The following is a 14117-nucleotide window of genomic DNA, read 5'->3' on the forward strand; positions in this document are numbered from 1 at the left end:
AGTAAAGATTATGAGATATCCGTCTCATCTGCTGAGACTATCGTCAAAATTTCTCATTTCCATACCTTGCTTAAACGCTTATGAATACAGCTTCTTAGTTTCTTATGATGAACCTCAATTTTCATGGGCAAGTGATGTGTTGATTTCCGGGGATATTGAAAATGTTCAGAATGGAAACGGCGTTTTAGTGGATTATGGCTATTCACAGGAATTTCATTGGGAGATTGGCGACATTATCACGTTGGATATAAACGGCACAACGCATGAAGCGACGGTTTCCGGCATTGTGTCTGACGTTCCGCTGGATTCTTCCAATGGGGAGTGGATTATTGTCTGTTCCGAAAATACGTTTACCGCTTTAACGGGTATTACTGATTATAAGATTATCGAAGTTCAGGCAAGTACAGACATATCCGGGCAGATCAGGAACCTGATTACTCCTGATATGAAACTGCTTGATATGCGGCAGCACAACGAGGAAGTACGCACCGGGTATTTTGCTATGGCGGTCTTTGTCTATGGATTTCTGATCGTGATTGCGCTGGTGGCTTTAATCAATATTATCAACACGGTCAATGCAAGCGTTTCCAGCAGGATCAATCATTATGGTGTCATGCGGGCAGTCGGAATGTCGGGGAAACAAATTCAAAAGGTAATACGGGCAGAAGCCGCAGCTTACGCTATCACTGGCAGCATTGCCGGGGCTGTATCAGGGTTATTCCTGCACCGCTTTTTCTTTGAAATGCTTATTACTTCTAATTGGGGGCAGGAATGGGAACCGCCGTTATTGGTTCTTGCCGTAGTAATTTCAGCGGCAATCCTGACTACATTTATTGCTGTCATTGCACCGTCCCGGAAGATTAAAAAGACAAGCATTGTCAATGTAGTAAATGCGGGGTGACTGACCATGAAAAAAATCTTAATCGTAGATGATTACCCTGATATTTTAGAGGGATTAAGCTATGTTCTGAAAGACCATTATGAAGTAACAACCGCTGGCAATCTGACAGAAGCTAAAAAGGAAGTGTCAACCACTGTATTTGATGTGATTTGCTCTGACTATGCTATGCCGGACGGAACCGGGCTTGAACTGTTAGAATTTTGCAGACAGGAAAAGTTTTCTATGCTGTTTATCCTTATGTCTGCTATGCGGGAAGAACGTATTGTTATGGAAGCAAAATTGCATGGTGCGGTGTTTATGGAAAAAACAGACAGCGATTTGATTTCGTTTCTTCGAGAAAATGCGAACTAAATAATTCAAATATGATTGTTAGGGCTTGTTTGAAAAATAAATATTGCACAAACCAAATAAAAGTGCGAAAATAGAGCTATGAAGCGATATGAATTGACAAAAGCACAATGGGAACGCGTGAAGAAGTTGCTTCCAGCAGGGAGGACGGGGAAACGAGGCCGACCTCGGAAAGATGATCGAAATATGCTCAATGGGATGCTTTGGATCGTCCGCAGCGGAGCACAGTGGCGCGAATTGCCGGAGGCGTATGGCCCCTGGCAGTCTGTGTATGCCCGATTTGCCAAATGGCGGGACGATGGTACATTGGAAACCATATTTCGCGCATTGACCGCAGATGCGGATATGGAAAACCTGAGCCTGGACTCTACCTGCATCAAGGTTCACGAGAGTGCCAACGGAGGGGGAAAAAACGGCGGATAAGGCAGTTGGGCGGACCAGAGGTGGGTTGAACACAAAGCTGCACGCTATTGTGGATGGACTGGGGAATCCGGTTGAATTCATGCTGTCTGCAGGGAATGACCATGATTCAGTCCACGCTGTTGAACTGCTGGAAAAGGTAAAAATCAGCGGCAGCAATGTATTAGCAGACCGGGCTTATGGGGCAAAGACGATCCGAGCTTACATCTCGGAACAAGGAGCCAGCTATGTGATCCCACCGCAGAGCAATGTTTCTGAGCCATGGCCGGTAGACTGGTGCTTATATAAAGAGCGTCATTTGGTTGAATGCTTCTTCCAAAAGCTCAAATGGTTTCGCAGAATCGCCACCAGATATGACAAATTGGATGCGTCTTTTCTCGCTTTCGTTTACATTGCCGCTATCGCTATTTTGTTGATTTAGCTCAGCCTTCACTATTTTTCAAACAAGCCCTAACCTCCTTTTCGTTAAAGTTGCACAAATTTCAGGCTTAAATTTCTGTAATTATTTTTTGCCTCCTTCCTGTCTACCCACGCAAAAAAGCCGCCCGGTTTTGATGGCCGGACGGCCTTTCAGCGTAATGTGATAGATCAAATATTATTTTTGTTGTTGGTAGGCTCCGAAAAGCCTTGTATTTGCGGTTTTCCTAATTTATATGGCCCTTACGATAGGCACTTCAAAACGGCTATAAAGTGAGGGGCAATATGCTCCATCACCGGGAGGGACAAGCTGCTGCGGCGGCTTGTCCCTTCTGACATTTGAAGGAGGTCTTTATGACAATTATCAGACTGAAGCACCGCCACCCTCGCTGCCCAATCAACTGCACCCCTACACCCCTCTTGGTACTGCCCTTGGAGGAATTGCTGATCCAGGACGAAGCCGCAGTAGCGTTGCTGCTGGCGAATCTGTCCCAGGTCCAAGTCCGGCAGTCCCACGCCCGCGCCGCCGCCAGTGCGATCACGAAGCTGGAACGGTTTTTCATCAAAAGCGGCTGGATGCCGAAGGAGGCTTGATGCGCAAATGGACAAAGAATTGTTAGAGGCTCAAAAGGCCGAGGCAGAAAAGGAAGCCCGCCAGTATGAAAACCAGATAAAGATTTTGCTGAACAAGCAGAGGGACGCAGAGCGCCACGCCCGGAATCACCGCCTGATTGTGCATGGCGCAATCATGGAGGGAGTGTTCCCTTTCACCGCCAGCATGGACGGCGAGGCGATCAAGGCATTTCTTATTGCCCTTTCCCGTCTGCCGGGAGCAACGGGGGCGGCGGAAAAAGCACAGAACGCCGGGGACGAGGGATAGTCCGTTCGGAGAACGGCGCACTTATACACCGTGTCCGGTGCCGTGCGCGCGTCGTCGCAAAGTCCGCTCAACTCCGTTTCCGCCTGCGGCGAAAACTGCGTCCGCTCCCTTGCTCCTCCTTTCCCCACGCAACCCGCTCCGCTGGGCTTGCGCGGGGACCCCAGGTTGGGGCTTGTTGCGTCCTGCGGACGCGATGGGGAAGTACCTTCCCCAAACCCCATGTGCGCCAGCAAAAACAGAACATCCGCTTTGCGTCTGTTTCGTTTCCGCTGGCCTATATTCCCCGCCACCGACTGCGGAGGAAGGAGGAAAAGCAGATAGCAATTTTTCACTGTCCCATTCAAATCATCAAGCGGAGCATAGGCCGCTCTGCTGTCGCTGCCGCCGCCTACCGGAGCGGCGAACGGCTGACTAATGAGTGGGACGGAAAAACCCACGACTACACGCATAAACCCGGTGTTGTCCATACGGAGATCATGCTGCCTGCTCACGCCCCGCCGGAGTTTCAAGACCGTTCCACCCTTTGGAACTCTGTGGAGCAGATCGAGAAAGCCAGCGACGCCCAGCTTGCCCGTGAAATCGAAGCTGCCCTTCCTGTGGAGTTGTCCAGAGCGGAGCAGTTGGCCCTTGTCCGGGCATTCATCAAAGATAACTTTGTAGCTGCTGGGATGTGCGCCGATTTTGCGCTCCACGACAAGGGTGACGGGAACCCTCACGCTCATATTCTGCTGACCATTCGACCATTGAAACCGGACGGACGCTGGGGGCCGAAGTGCCGCAAGGTATACGACCTGGACAGCCAGGGCAACCGTATCCCGGACGGCAAAGGCGGCTGGAAGAATCACCGAGAGGACACCACCGATTGGAACAATCGGGAGAACGCCGAGAAGTGGCGGGCGGCGTGGGCCGCTTACGCTAATCGTGCGTTGGAGGCGGCGGGCAGGCCGGAGCGCATCGACCATCGCAGCTACGAGCGGCAGGGCATTGACAAAATCCCTTCCATCCACATGGGTGTTGCCGCCAGCCAGATGGAACGGAAGGGCATCCAGACGGAGAAAGGGAACGTCAACCGCCAAATCGCCGCAGATAACAAATTGCTGAAGGAACTCAAAGCCCGTATCACCCGGATTTACAACTGGACGAAGGAGCAGGCCCAAGCCGACCATCCCCCGGACAACGGCAGTCTTGTGACCCGTCTCTATGAAGCCCAGGCGGAGGTCAACAGGAACAAAGCCCGCTACCGTTCCGGCAGGATTAAGGCCCTCCAGGAGAACGCGAAGCTGCTGGCGTTTTTACAGGGCAACGGTATCACGTCCATGCAGGAACTTTATGAAAAGGTTACTGCCATGAACAAGGATTATTACGATCTCCGGGGACAAATTGTCAAGGCCGAGCGCCGTCTTGCTGTGCTGGATGAACGGCTGGAAATGTGCGCTCAATACGACAGGTGCAAGGCCGTCCGCCAGAAGCTGGACAAGGTAAAGCCCCGCAAGCGGGAGCAGTACCAGCAGGAGCATAGGGCCGAGTTAGCCGACTTTGAAGCCGCAGAGCGTTTTCTGAAAGATTTGAAAGCGTCCGGCGAAGCGATCACGCCCAAGGCATGGCGGGCCGAGGCCGCGAAGCTGACCATGCAGAAGGACGCAGATTATCAGGAAATGCGGGATATGCGGGATGAGATCAAAGCGGTTGAATCACTCCGTAAAACCGCTGACCGTCTGGCTCGTGATGGGCAGCACCAGCAGAAGGAAAATGAACGATAACACTATGATTTTGAAGAAAGGATTTTGCAATTATGGATATGAACCCGTGGGAACGCCGCCAGAAGATTTTGGAGGTTTTATGCCTCCGGCGGCACGATACTTACAGAAATCTGGCGCATGAGTTTAATGTCAGCACCGGGACAATTCGCCGTGACATTGTGGTGCTGACCTGTTCCTATCCGGTTGAAACCGTAAAAGGCCATCATGGCGGCGTCAGAGTGGCGGAGTGGTTTCACCTGGACCGCCGTTCGCTGAACTCTGCGGAGATCACTTTTCTCCGCAGGCTGGGGGAATCGCTGGACGGCTCTGACCTGGAAATGCTCAACCGGATTATCGCTATATTTTCGCATTGAGGGCAACCGCCATGCAAATGAAAATCAGCGAAATCAAAATCAATCCTGGGCGGCGCGACACCCAGCAGCGGAACGTGGAGGAACTGGCTCGAAGCATCGCCGCCGTGGGCCTGATGAACCCGATCACTGTTACCCAGGACAATACGCTTATTGCTGGTCTGCACCGCCTGGAAGCTGTGAAGTTGCTGGGTTGGACGGAGATCGAGTGCGCTATCAGTGAGGCGGACGGACTGCAAGCGGAGTTGGCGGAGATTGACGAGAATTTTGTTCGGGCGGGTCTGTCCCACCGGGAGTTGGGCGATCTGCTTCTGCGCCGGAAGGAACTCTATGAAGCCATCCACCCCGAAACCCGCCAGGGCCAGCGAAATGGGAAGACGGCTAAAAACGCAAATTTTTCGCTTTTAGAAACAAAGTCCTTTGCCCAGGACACCGCCGAAAAGTTGGGGGTCAGCAAGCGCACCGTTGAGCAGCTTGTCCAGACTGCTGCCAATCTGACCCCGGAGGCAAAGAAAACCATCCGGGACGCTGGCGATAAGATCACCAAGGGGGCCGCGCTGAAAATTTCCAGACTGCCCCCTGACCAGCAGGAGGAAGCTGCTGCCGTTCTGACCGTAGCGCCGCCCACACCGAAGGCGGCAGGGGATGATGGACGGCGAAGCGGCGTTGAGCGAGTTTAAGGCCCTATGCGCCCGCTATGTTTCCGGCATTGAATCCCTCCACCATCGGGCGGAAATTTTCGCCGGAATGACAATTTCCCAATTTGATGAGCTTGGAGACAGTGCATATTCGGTCACGACCGCAATCAAAGGATTTTTCGAGAAGGTGCATGAAATCCGACACGAAATGGAGAAGGAACATGAAAACTGACTACATCACCAGCGGCTCCACCCTGCCGCCCTACCTGGCTTATCCCCGGTTTCTGCTGGGCATGAATATCCGGCTGACGGCCAAAGAAGTCTACCGATCATGCTGGATATGACGCTGAACTCCGAGGCCGCGCAAACCGACAAGCGCGGGCGGCGGTATCTGGCGTTCTACAACAAGACCATCGCGGAGATCATCGACCGCACCTCCAGCACCGTGGCGCAATCTCTGCGGGAGTTGGAGGCCGTGGGGCTGGTGGAGAAGAAGCTGATAGCCCTCCATACCCCCTATCACATCTACATCAAGTTACCCACAGGAGAGAACGAGCCGTGATTGTCCACATGAACTACCAGCAGTACCGCACCGCCCGGAGGCTAGTACATAGCTGCTGTAACTACGATTGTGGGAACTGTCTGCTCCTGGACGATGGTGAGGAATGTGTCTGCCCGCAGAGCATCACATATTCTCTGGTGTGCCGTTGGTTCCGCGCCGCCGTCCTGCCGCTGGACGCTGGCCTGTGCGCCGCCCTGCTCCACCGGGCAGACAGAAAGAAATGCGTTCTCTGCGGCGGCTACTATCTGCCGAAATCTAACCGGGCGAAATACTGCCCGGAATGTGCTGTTGCGGCCCGCCGGAAGAAAGAAGCAGAGCGCCAGCGCAAACGCTACTACGATTCTACGCATTTAGGGCCTAAAAAGTCCTGATTTTTCAAGGCTTTCCGGGAGCGGCTCAATGGGGGCCTGATACATTCCCTATCCAGCCCCCCGGAAGGCCCTCAGACGGCCTGCAACGGCGATTCTACAAAGGAGTTTTACCCTATGGCTGAAAACAGGAGATTTTACTATCTCAAACTGAAAGAAGGTTTCTACAACAGCGAGACTATGGTTGTCCTGGAAAGTATGCCGGATGGCCTGTTGTACTCGAATCTGCTGCTGAAAATGTACCTTATGTCACTGAAAAGCGGCGGAATCCTCATGCTCAACGAGCATCTTCCCCATACTGTCCAGACCATTGCCACCTTTACCCGGCACCAGATCGGGACGGTAGAGAGGGCAATCAAGGTGTTCATGGAATTTGGCCTTGTGGAAGTCCTGACAGACGGCGCTTTCTATATGGCTGACATTCAACTGCTGATTGGTCAGTCCTCCACCGAGGGCGAGAGGAAGAAGCGGGAGCGGAGCCGGTTACAGCGTCAAAAACTGCTGCCCTCCGGCAAAGTGGACATTTGTCCACCCATAGACCAGGTGGACAAATGTCCCCCTATATTAGAGATTAGAGATAAAGAGTATAGAGATAAGAGTTTAGAGAATAGAGAGGGGGAACACGCCCGCACGTTGGGCCGGTATCAAAATGTTTTTCTGTCTGCTGGTGAATTGTCAGAACTGCAAGCTGACTTCCCCACCGTCTGGCAGGAGTACATCGAGAGGTTATCCGAGTACATGGCCTCCACCGGCAGGACGTACAAAAGCCACGCTGCCACCATTCGCCGCTGGATAGCGGATGACCGCCGCAAAGCCGCTCCCCCTGCCCGTGATCGAGATTACAGTGTGAAGGATGGTGACACGGTATGACGGAGATCCGCGAGGACGAGTACACAGACCCGGCTGACGGATTGATTCATTGCCGGAAATGCGGAGGCCCCCGGCAGGCGGTCATTCCCGACCCGTTCAAGGGCGGCAGCTTCAAGCCCCGTTGCGTCTGCCCCTGTCAGCAGGAGGCGGAACGCCGCCGCAAGGAGGCCGAGGAACGCCGCCAGCGCATAGAGCGCATCAAGCGGCGCAAAGCCCAAGGCTTGCAAGACCGCTACCTCTACGGCTACACTTTCGCCCACGATAACGGCGATAACCCTGTTATGACGAAAGCCCACGCATACGTTGACCATTGGCCCCAGGCGTTTAAGCGGAACATTGGGCTGTTGCTGTTCGGCGACGTGGGGACTGGTAAATCTTTCGCGGCCGGGTGCATCGCAAACGCCCTTCTCGACCGGGACATACCTGTACTCATGACCAACTTCCCCGCTATCCTGGCCCGCCTGTGCGGGACATTCGGAGAGGACAGGACGGACTTTCTGGACAGCCTGGGAGACCATGACCTGTTAATCATAGACGATCTGGGCGCGAAGCGCAACACCGAGTATGCCCTTGAGCAGATGTTTTCCATCATCGACAGCCGGTATCGTTGCAACAAGCCGCTGATCGTGACCACGAATCTGAAGCTGGATGAGTTGAAGCGCCCCGCCCGACCTCACCCACGCCCGTATCTATGACCGGATTTTAGAACGCTGCGCCCCCCTCCTCTTTGCCGGAAAGAACTTCCGTGAGGACAACGCCGCCAACACAAAGGCGGCGGCGCGGCAGATTATCACATCAACTGCGGCCAGCCATCGGCAGACCGCCACCGAGAAAGGAGAACTATGAGTAATGAAACCAGCACCACCGAGACGAGCATCTACCCCAAGGCCACGCCGCAGACCCCGCCCGTGCTGGTGAAGAAAATCGGCAAGACCACCTACCGGGTGTGGGCGCATTTCAGCACCACCAGCACCAAGACAATGGAGGACGAAATCAAACGCCTACTTCGTGAGGAAGTCCGTCAGGTGACGGAAAACGAGTAACAGCGCAAGTAGACCGGGAACCGCAACAGGCTCCCGGTCATTTTTATCGCCGTTTTGTGAATAATTTGTAAATATGATGAAAAAGTCCTTGATGATGTGATTCTATTACTTGAAATCCAACGAAGGACATGGTACAATGCTTACGCCCTGCCATGTCCTTTTTTGAAAGGGGTATCCATGTCAGAAAAGAGACGAGATGGCAAAGACCGTCTCCTCAGAACAGGGGAGAGCCGGTGTGCCGACGGAAAAAGTGACAAATTGCCGCTGAAGAAGCGTTCCTGTGAAGTTCTCAGGGATGGGGTGATTACTGAAATCAAGAAGAGCCACGACTGGGAGAAGCCTAAGCGTCACGCGCTGACAGTTTCTGAGCAGGAGGCATTCGTTGATTTTGTGGCACGAACTCCAACGTACTGTCACTGGTCAAACTTGTTCACCGTGTTGCTTGGTACTGGAATGAGAGTAGGCGAGTGCCTTGGCCTTCGGTGGGAAGACTGTGACTTTAAGGGCAAGATTATTAATGTAAATCACAATCTCATACATCGAGTCACAGAAGCCGGGAATATGGAAATCTATATCACAACTCCGAAAACAAAGGCGGGCATTCGCATTATTCCGATGTTCGATGATGTGAAGCGGGCCTTGTTAGACAAGAGGCTGAAACAAATGGAGCATGGCTTTACACGAACCGGGATAGATGGCTATTCCGGCTTTATCTTCCAAAATCGTTTTCAGGAGATCCTCATTCCACATCTAGTTCATCGGGCCATCTGGCGCATCATCCGGGATCGTAACATTGAGGCAGGAGAAACCGGAGCGATCTGGTTACCGCATTTTTCCGTCCACAACCTACGGCCCACTTTTTGTACAAGGCTTTGTGAGAACGAGCCGAATATCAAGATTATCCAGGAAATCATGGGGCGTCGGAACATTGAAACTACAATGGACGTGTATAACGAGGCCACCAAAGAGAAGAAGATGGAATCAATTTCCAACCTGGAGGGCAAAATTAAGATAAGCTGAGTTTTACGACAAATCATGGAATACACTGTGTAACACTAAACGATATGCCGAGAAAGTAGGAAAACTGGCATGAATGGTCACGATTTGATAACTTATGTAACGGTATGCGGAGTGGAGAAACAATGTCCAGCCATAAAGCTGCTGGACAAATAAAGGGCCTGTTGGAGTGCAGTTGTCAACAAGAGAAGTTCTGAGGGAGTATAGTGCTCCTTCGGGCTTTTTCTTTTGACAGGAAGGCTTGGGACGCATTTTCGTTTGGTTTAGGACTCAATTTTCCACATCACATACGGAAAGGGTGGCGCTTGGATGGAGCAGCAGGAAAAGAGCATTCTGATGCGGATTCAGGACACGGTTGTAAATTATGCGGACATTGTCTCCCAGATTTCCAGGGTGGATGTGGAGGTCGTGGATGACCGCCTGTACCGCGTGGCGGGTACCGGTATTTTCAGCGGCCGGGTCAACGAAAATATGGCGGCAGAGGGCTATGTATATAAACAGGTGCTGAAAACCGGGAAACCCCAGATTATTTATGAGCCGGGGCGGGAACCGATCTGCCGCAGCTGCCCGCTCTGCAACAAATGCTATGAAGAGATCGAAATTTCCATGCCGGTATCTATGAACGGGCAGATTCTTGGTGTGATCGGCCTGGTGGGTACCAGCCTGGAGCAGAAGAAACAGATACTTCAGAATGAAAAACTATACCTGGACTTTTTGGATCAGATCACACAGTTCATTCTGGTGAAGGTCCGGGAGGAAGTGCGTCAGGCGCATGAACGCGCTCTGGAGGAAACGCTGGCCTGCGGTGACATTATTGGCAGCAGCCCGCAGATGCAGCATCTGAAGGAGAGTATCCACCGGGTATCCAAGGGGACCTCCACTGTGCTGATCACTGGGGAGAGCGGGACTGGAAAGGAGATGGTTGCCCGCGCCATCTGGAAAGCAGGCGACCGGAGTGCCGCCCCGTTTGTCGCGATCAACTGTGCGGCCATCCCGGAGAACCTGCTGGAATCCGAGCTGTTCGGTTATGTGAAGGGAGCCTTTTCCGGGGCAGACCCGGGCGGCAGGATGGGGAAATTTGAACTGGCGGATCATGGCATCTTGTTTTTGGATGAGATCGGAGACATGCCTCTCCATTTGCAGGTCAAGCTGCTGCGGGTGCTCCAGGAACGGAAGATCATCCGGGTTGGGTCGAATCAGGTGGTGCCTATCGACGTGCGGATTCTGGCTGCGACCAATAAAGACCTGTGGGAAATGGTGCAGGAAGGGAAATTTCGGCAGGATTTATACTATCGGTTGAACGTGATTCCGCTTCGTCTGGTCCCGCTGCGGGAGCGGAAAGGGGATATTGAAGAGCTGGCACTGTTTTTTGCACGCCGTTACGCCAAACGTCTCGACCGGTATTTCTGGAGGATCAGTGATGACGCGATGGAGCGTTTGAAGTCTGACCGTTGGGAAGGGAATGTGCGGGAGCTGGAAAATGTGCTGGAATTTATGATGAATATGGTCCGAGAGGACGGGGTTCTGAACACGTGTACACTGCCCGAACGTTTTGACAGTTGCAAAGAAGGCAGAACCGAGCGGGTGTCGGTAGGCAGAGAGGAGGGATCACAGCGTCTATCTGGTATACAGGAGGGGATTCCAATGGCTGCGGTCATTCCACTGAAGGAACTGGAGCAGCAGGAGATTCGGAAAGCCCTTTCTCTTTATGGTGTCTCAACCAGCGGAAAAAAGCAGGCGGCCAGTCGGCTGGGGATCAGCTTGGCGACTCTGTACCGTAAACTGGAAGAATACGGCCTTTCTTAATTCTCAAAACAAGAAAACAAATTCTTAAATCGAGAAAAATTCTTAAAACAAGAAAATGCTATCCACTCAAAAACAGGAGCTTTTGCGAATCTCAATCAGAGGGATTCGGATAAAGGCTCCTGTTTTTGTAGATATACACCAAATAAGGCATGAAAAATTATACGGAAATGTAGAAACGATTTGAAGATAATACGGTTGGAACAGAACTTGCTCTATAAATAGGCACACAGAGAAAGGGCGTGGAACAAGATGAAAGAGACATTTAAACTGGTAAGCAGAGAACATGGCGGAAAAGGTTGCGACCTTAGCTTCCTGAACAAGCAGGAGGCTGTAAAGATACAGAATTTTCATAAGAGTTTCCCGATGTATGCCCCCACGCCGCTGGCAAAATTGCCCGCAACTGCGGCTTGCCTGGGACTTGGGGAAATGTATGTCAAGGATGAATCCTACCGGTTTGGACTGAATGCGTTTAAGGTGCTGGGCGGCAGCTACGCCATTGGGCATTATCTCGCGGAAAAGCTGGGCAAAGAGATTTCCGAGGTGGATTATCAGACCCTGATCTCGGACGAGGTGAAACAGCAGCTGGGAGAACTCACCTTTGTAACGGCCACAGATGGCAACCATGGACGGGGTGTCGCATGGGCGGCCCGGCAGTTCGGCCAGAAGGCTGTGGTATATATGCCCAAAGGGAGCGCCGCCGAACGGCTGGCTAACATTCAGGCTGAGGGGGCTGAAGCTTCTATCACCGAGCTGAACTATGACGACGCGGTCCGGCTAGCCAACCGCCAGGCAGAGGAAAAAGGCTGGGTCATGGTGCAGGATACCGCATGGGAAGGGTATGAGGATATCCCCACCTGGATCATGCAGGGCTACGGCACCATGGGGCTTGAGGCATATGAGCAGCTTTCCCAGATGCCCACACACATCTTCCTCCAGGCGGGCGTCGGCTCGATGGCAGGCGCAGTGACTGGGCTGTTCGCGGCCTGCTGCGGCAAAGACCGCCCGATCATCACGATTGTGGAGCCGGAGAAAGCAAACTGCCTCTACCGGACAGCGGAAGCCAACGACGGACAGCGCCATTTCGTGACCGGAGATATGAATACCATTATGGCAGGGCTGGCCTGCGGGGAGCCTTGCAGCATCGGCTGGAACATCCTTGCCGATTATGCGGATCATTTCATCTCCTGCCCCGATTATGTGGCGGCGAAGGGGATGCGGATTCTCGGCAACCCGGCAGGCAGAGACGACCGCGTGGTATCCGGAGAGAGCGGTGCAGCCTCGTTCGGCTGCGTGGCGGAGATCATGACCAATCCGGAGCTGGCTTGGATGAAGGAAAAGCTGGGCCTGAACGAAACATCCCGCGTCCTGTTTTTCAGCACCGAGGGTGACACCGACCAGGAAAACTATAAAGCAATCGTGTGGGACGGAAAATACCCCAGCAAAGCATTTTAACCGATTGGAAGTCAGGCACCCATATGCAGGGCCGCAGGCCGGTTTTGCATTGAGAATATAGAGGAGGTAAGGTCAATGTTGAGCAAAGAGAGACAAGAGCAAGTGGTGGAATTGTGCCAAAAGCTGATCCGGCAGCAGAGCTATTCCGGGCATGAGGACGGGGTAGTGGCGGAGCTGTCCGCGCAGATGAAAGCGGAGGGGTTCGACTCGGTCACAGTGGACCGGTACGGCAACATCATCGGATGCATCAAAGGCAGCCGTCCGGGAAAAAAGATCCTGTTTGACGGTCATATTGACACTGTCCCGGTGGGGGACGAGACTGAGTGGACCTATCCTCCGTTCGCGGCAGAGATTCACGACGGCAAAATCTACGGCCGCGGGACCAGCGATATGAAAGGCGCGGTGGCCGGCTTTGTAACAGCGGCTGCGGCATTTGCCAAGGACACTGGTAAGGACTTCGCAGGCGAAATCTATGTAGCCGGCGTTGTGCACGAGGAGTGCTTCGAGGGCGTGGCGGCACGCGAGATCAGCAAGGCGGTACAGCCCGACTATGTGGTAATCGGCGAGGCGTCCCAGCTCAACCTCAAGATCGGCCAGAGAGGCCGCGGAGAAATCGTGGTCGAAACGTTCGGCAAGCCCTGCCATTCCGCAAACCCGGAAAAGGGCATCAACGCTGTTTACAAAATGGCCAAGGTGATCGAGGCGATCCGCACGCTGGAGCCGACCCATCACCCGGTTCTGGGGGACGGCATCCTCGAACTGACCGACATCAAATCCGCACCGTATCCGGGCGCATCGGTGGTGCCCGAGTACTGCCGGGCGACCTATGACCGCCGTCTGCTGGTGGGCGAGACCAAGGAGAGCGTGCTCGAGCCGATTCAGAAGCTGCTCGATGGACTGATGGCAGAGGACCCTCAGCTCAAGGCGAAGGTTTCCTATGCGGTCGGCAAAGAGCTTTGCCACACCGGCGCTGAGATCACCGGAGAGCGGTTCTTCCCGGGCTGGCTCTACGACGAGAACGATGCATTCGTGCAGGATGTGAAGAAACAGCTCGAGGGGATGGGCTACCAGCCGGAGATCACCCAGTACAACTTCTGCACCAACGGCAGCCATTATGCGGGCGAGGCGCAGATTAAGACATTCGGCCTTGGCCCCTCTAAGGAAAATCTGGCGCATACGGTGAACGAGTACATCGAGGTAGACCAGCTGGTGAAAGTCACCGACTGCTATTATGGCGTGATGCAGGCGCTTTTGAAATAAGAACGGGCGTTGAGGTTCTTTTGAG

General features: G+C 53.2%; 17 protein-coding genes and 2 pseudogenes. All 19 read left to right on the forward strand.

Annotated features, from left to right (window positions below):
- Window positions 1-901 (forward strand): ABC transporter permease (locus C814_RS08125; RefSeq protein WP_016315178.1); only part of this gene is annotated, 901 nt, incomplete at its 5' end.
- 6 nt (window positions 902-907) lie between these two features.
- On the forward strand, window positions 908-1252 hold the full coding sequence (locus C814_RS08130; RefSeq protein WP_016315179.1) for a response regulator: 345 nt from the start codon (window positions 908-910) through the stop codon (window positions 1250-1252).
- A 78-nt stretch (window positions 1253-1330) separates the two neighbouring features.
- Window positions 1331-2090: pseudogene (locus tag C814_RS22825) on the forward strand (IS5 family transposase).
- A 350-nt stretch (window positions 2091-2440) separates the two neighbouring features.
- Window positions 2441-2680 carry a hypothetical protein gene (locus C814_RS08140; protein ID WP_016315180.1) on the forward strand — a complete coding sequence of 80 codons (240 nt, stop codon included), beginning with the start codon at window positions 2441-2443 and terminating at the stop codon, window positions 2678-2680.
- 7 nt (window positions 2681-2687) lie between these two features.
- On the forward strand, window positions 2688-2966 hold the full coding sequence (locus C814_RS08145; RefSeq protein WP_016315181.1) for a DUF3847 domain-containing protein: 279 nt from the start codon (window positions 2688-2690) through the stop codon (window positions 2964-2966).
- A 221-nt stretch (window positions 2967-3187) separates the two neighbouring features.
- Window positions 3188-4726 carry a MobQ family relaxase gene (gene mobQ, locus C814_RS08150; protein ID WP_016315182.1) on the forward strand — a complete coding sequence of 513 codons (1539 nt, stop codon included), beginning with the start codon at window positions 3188-3190 and terminating at the stop codon, window positions 4724-4726.
- A 32-nt stretch (window positions 4727-4758) separates the two neighbouring features.
- Window positions 4759-5079, forward strand: a complete 321-nt coding sequence (locus C814_RS08155) for a DeoR family transcriptional regulator (RefSeq protein ID WP_016315183.1) — start codon at window positions 4759-4761, stop codon at window positions 5077-5079.
- Window positions 5080-5090: 11 nt separating this feature from the next.
- Window positions 5091-5756: a ParB N-terminal domain-containing protein gene (locus C814_RS08160; protein WP_016315184.1), complete on the forward strand. Its 666-nt coding sequence runs from the start codon at window positions 5091-5093 to the stop codon at window positions 5754-5756.
- Complete coding sequence (locus C814_RS08165; protein WP_016315185.1) at window positions 5722-5946, forward strand: hypothetical protein; 225 nt, start codon at window positions 5722-5724, stop codon at window positions 5944-5946. Before C814_RS08160 ends, C814_RS08165 begins: the two co-directional genes overlap by 35 nt.
- The gene (locus tag C814_RS24770) at window positions 5936-6058 is read left to right on the forward strand and encodes a hypothetical protein (RefSeq protein ID WP_016315186.1); all 123 of its coding nucleotides are present in this window, start codon (window positions 5936-5938) and stop codon (window positions 6056-6058) included. Before C814_RS08165 ends, C814_RS24770 begins: the two co-directional genes overlap by 11 nt.
- A complete protein-coding gene (locus C814_RS08170) occupies window positions 6046-6276 on the forward strand; it encodes a hypothetical protein (RefSeq protein ID WP_022788235.1) in 231 nt (76 codons plus the stop codon). The genes C814_RS24770 and C814_RS08170 overlap by 13 nt, the downstream gene beginning before the upstream one ends.
- An 8-nt stretch (window positions 6277-6284) precedes the next feature.
- On the forward strand, window positions 6285-6647 hold the full coding sequence (locus C814_RS08175) for a cysteine-rich VLP domain-containing protein (protein ID WP_031219452.1): 363 nt from the start codon (window positions 6285-6287) through the stop codon (window positions 6645-6647).
- Window positions 6648-6761: 114 nt separating this feature from the next.
- Window positions 6762-7514 (forward strand): phage replisome organizer N-terminal domain-containing protein, encoded by a 753-nt coding sequence (locus tag C814_RS08180; protein WP_016315189.1) that lies wholly within the window; start codon window positions 6762-6764, stop codon window positions 7512-7514.
- Window positions 7511-8360, forward strand: a pseudogene (locus C814_RS08185) (ATP-binding protein). The gene C814_RS08180 and the pseudogene C814_RS08185 overlap by 4 nt, the downstream one beginning before the upstream one ends.
- On the forward strand, window positions 8357-8557 hold the full coding sequence (locus C814_RS08190; protein WP_016315191.1) for a transposon-encoded TnpW family protein: 201 nt from the start codon (window positions 8357-8359) through the stop codon (window positions 8555-8557). Before C814_RS08185 ends, C814_RS08190 begins: the two are co-directional and overlap by 4 nt.
- Before the next feature lie 177 nt (window positions 8558-8734).
- Window positions 8735-9577 carry a site-specific integrase gene (locus tag C814_RS08195; protein ID WP_016315192.1) on the forward strand — a complete coding sequence of 281 codons (843 nt, stop codon included), beginning with the start codon at window positions 8735-8737 and terminating at the stop codon, window positions 9575-9577.
- Window positions 9578-9883: 306 nt separating this feature from the next.
- Window positions 9884-11380, forward strand: a complete 1497-nt coding sequence (locus C814_RS08200) for a sigma-54 interaction domain-containing protein (protein ID WP_016315193.1) — start codon at window positions 9884-9886, stop codon at window positions 11378-11380.
- 249 nt (window positions 11381-11629) lie between these two features.
- Window positions 11630-12832, forward strand: a complete 1203-nt coding sequence (gene dpaL, locus C814_RS08205; protein WP_016315194.1) for a diaminopropionate ammonia-lyase — start codon at window positions 11630-11632, stop codon at window positions 12830-12832.
- A 75-nt stretch (window positions 12833-12907) separates the two neighbouring features.
- The gene (locus C814_RS08210) at window positions 12908-14092 is read left to right on the forward strand and encodes a YgeY family selenium metabolism-linked hydrolase (RefSeq protein WP_016315195.1); all 1185 of its coding nucleotides are present in this window, start codon (window positions 12908-12910) and stop codon (window positions 14090-14092) included.
- The last annotated feature ends 25 nt before the right edge of the window (window positions 14093-14117 follow it).

The sequence above is a fragment of the Anaerotruncus sp. G3(2012) genome (assembly GCF_000403395.2).
Taxonomy (GTDB): domain Bacteria; phylum Bacillota; class Clostridia; order Oscillospirales; family Ruminococcaceae; genus Anaerotruncus.

Excerpts from the sequence above, each read along its gene's own strand:
- C814_RS08170 (WP_022788235.1), top strand. The coding sequence starts at position 6,046 with ATGCTGGATATGACGCTGAACTCCGAGGCCGCGCAAACCGACAAGCGC.
- C814_RS08180 (WP_016315189.1), top strand. The coding sequence starts at position 6,762 with ATGGCTGAAAACAGGAGATTTTACTATCTCAAACTGAAAGAAGGTTTC.
- C814_RS08145 (WP_016315181.1), top strand. The coding sequence starts at position 2,688 with ATGGACAAAGAATTGTTAGAGGCTCAAAAGGCCGAGGCAGAAAAGGAA.
- dpaL (WP_016315194.1), top strand. The coding sequence starts at position 11,630 with ATGAAAGAGACATTTAAACTGGTAAGCAGAGAACATGGCGGAAAAGGT.
- C814_RS08160 (WP_016315184.1), top strand. The coding sequence starts at position 5,091 with ATGCAAATGAAAATCAGCGAAATCAAAATCAATCCTGGGCGGCGCGAC.
- C814_RS08175 (WP_031219452.1), top strand. The coding sequence starts at position 6,285 with ATGAACTACCAGCAGTACCGCACCGCCCGGAGGCTAGTACATAGCTGC.
- C814_RS08165 (WP_016315185.1), top strand. The coding sequence starts at position 5,722 with ATGATGGACGGCGAAGCGGCGTTGAGCGAGTTTAAGGCCCTATGCGCC.
- C814_RS08200 (WP_016315193.1), top strand. The coding sequence starts at position 9,884 with ATGGAGCAGCAGGAAAAGAGCATTCTGATGCGGATTCAGGACACGGTT.
- C814_RS08210 (WP_016315195.1), top strand. The coding sequence starts at position 12,908 with ATGTTGAGCAAAGAGAGACAAGAGCAAGTGGTGGAATTGTGCCAAAAG.
- C814_RS08140 (WP_016315180.1), top strand. The coding sequence starts at position 2,441 with ATGACAATTATCAGACTGAAGCACCGCCACCCTCGCTGCCCAATCAAC.
- C814_RS08130 (WP_016315179.1), top strand. The coding sequence starts at position 908 with ATGAAAAAAATCTTAATCGTAGATGATTACCCTGATATTTTAGAGGGA.
- C814_RS08155 (WP_016315183.1), top strand. The coding sequence starts at position 4,759 with ATGGATATGAACCCGTGGGAACGCCGCCAGAAGATTTTGGAGGTTTTA.
- C814_RS08190 (WP_016315191.1), top strand. The coding sequence starts at position 8,357 with ATGAGTAATGAAACCAGCACCACCGAGACGAGCATCTACCCCAAGGCC.
- C814_RS08195 (WP_016315192.1), top strand. The coding sequence starts at position 8,735 with ATGTCAGAAAAGAGACGAGATGGCAAAGACCGTCTCCTCAGAACAGGG.
- C814_RS24770 (WP_016315186.1), top strand. The coding sequence starts at position 5,936 with ATGAAAACTGACTACATCACCAGCGGCTCCACCCTGCCGCCCTACCTG.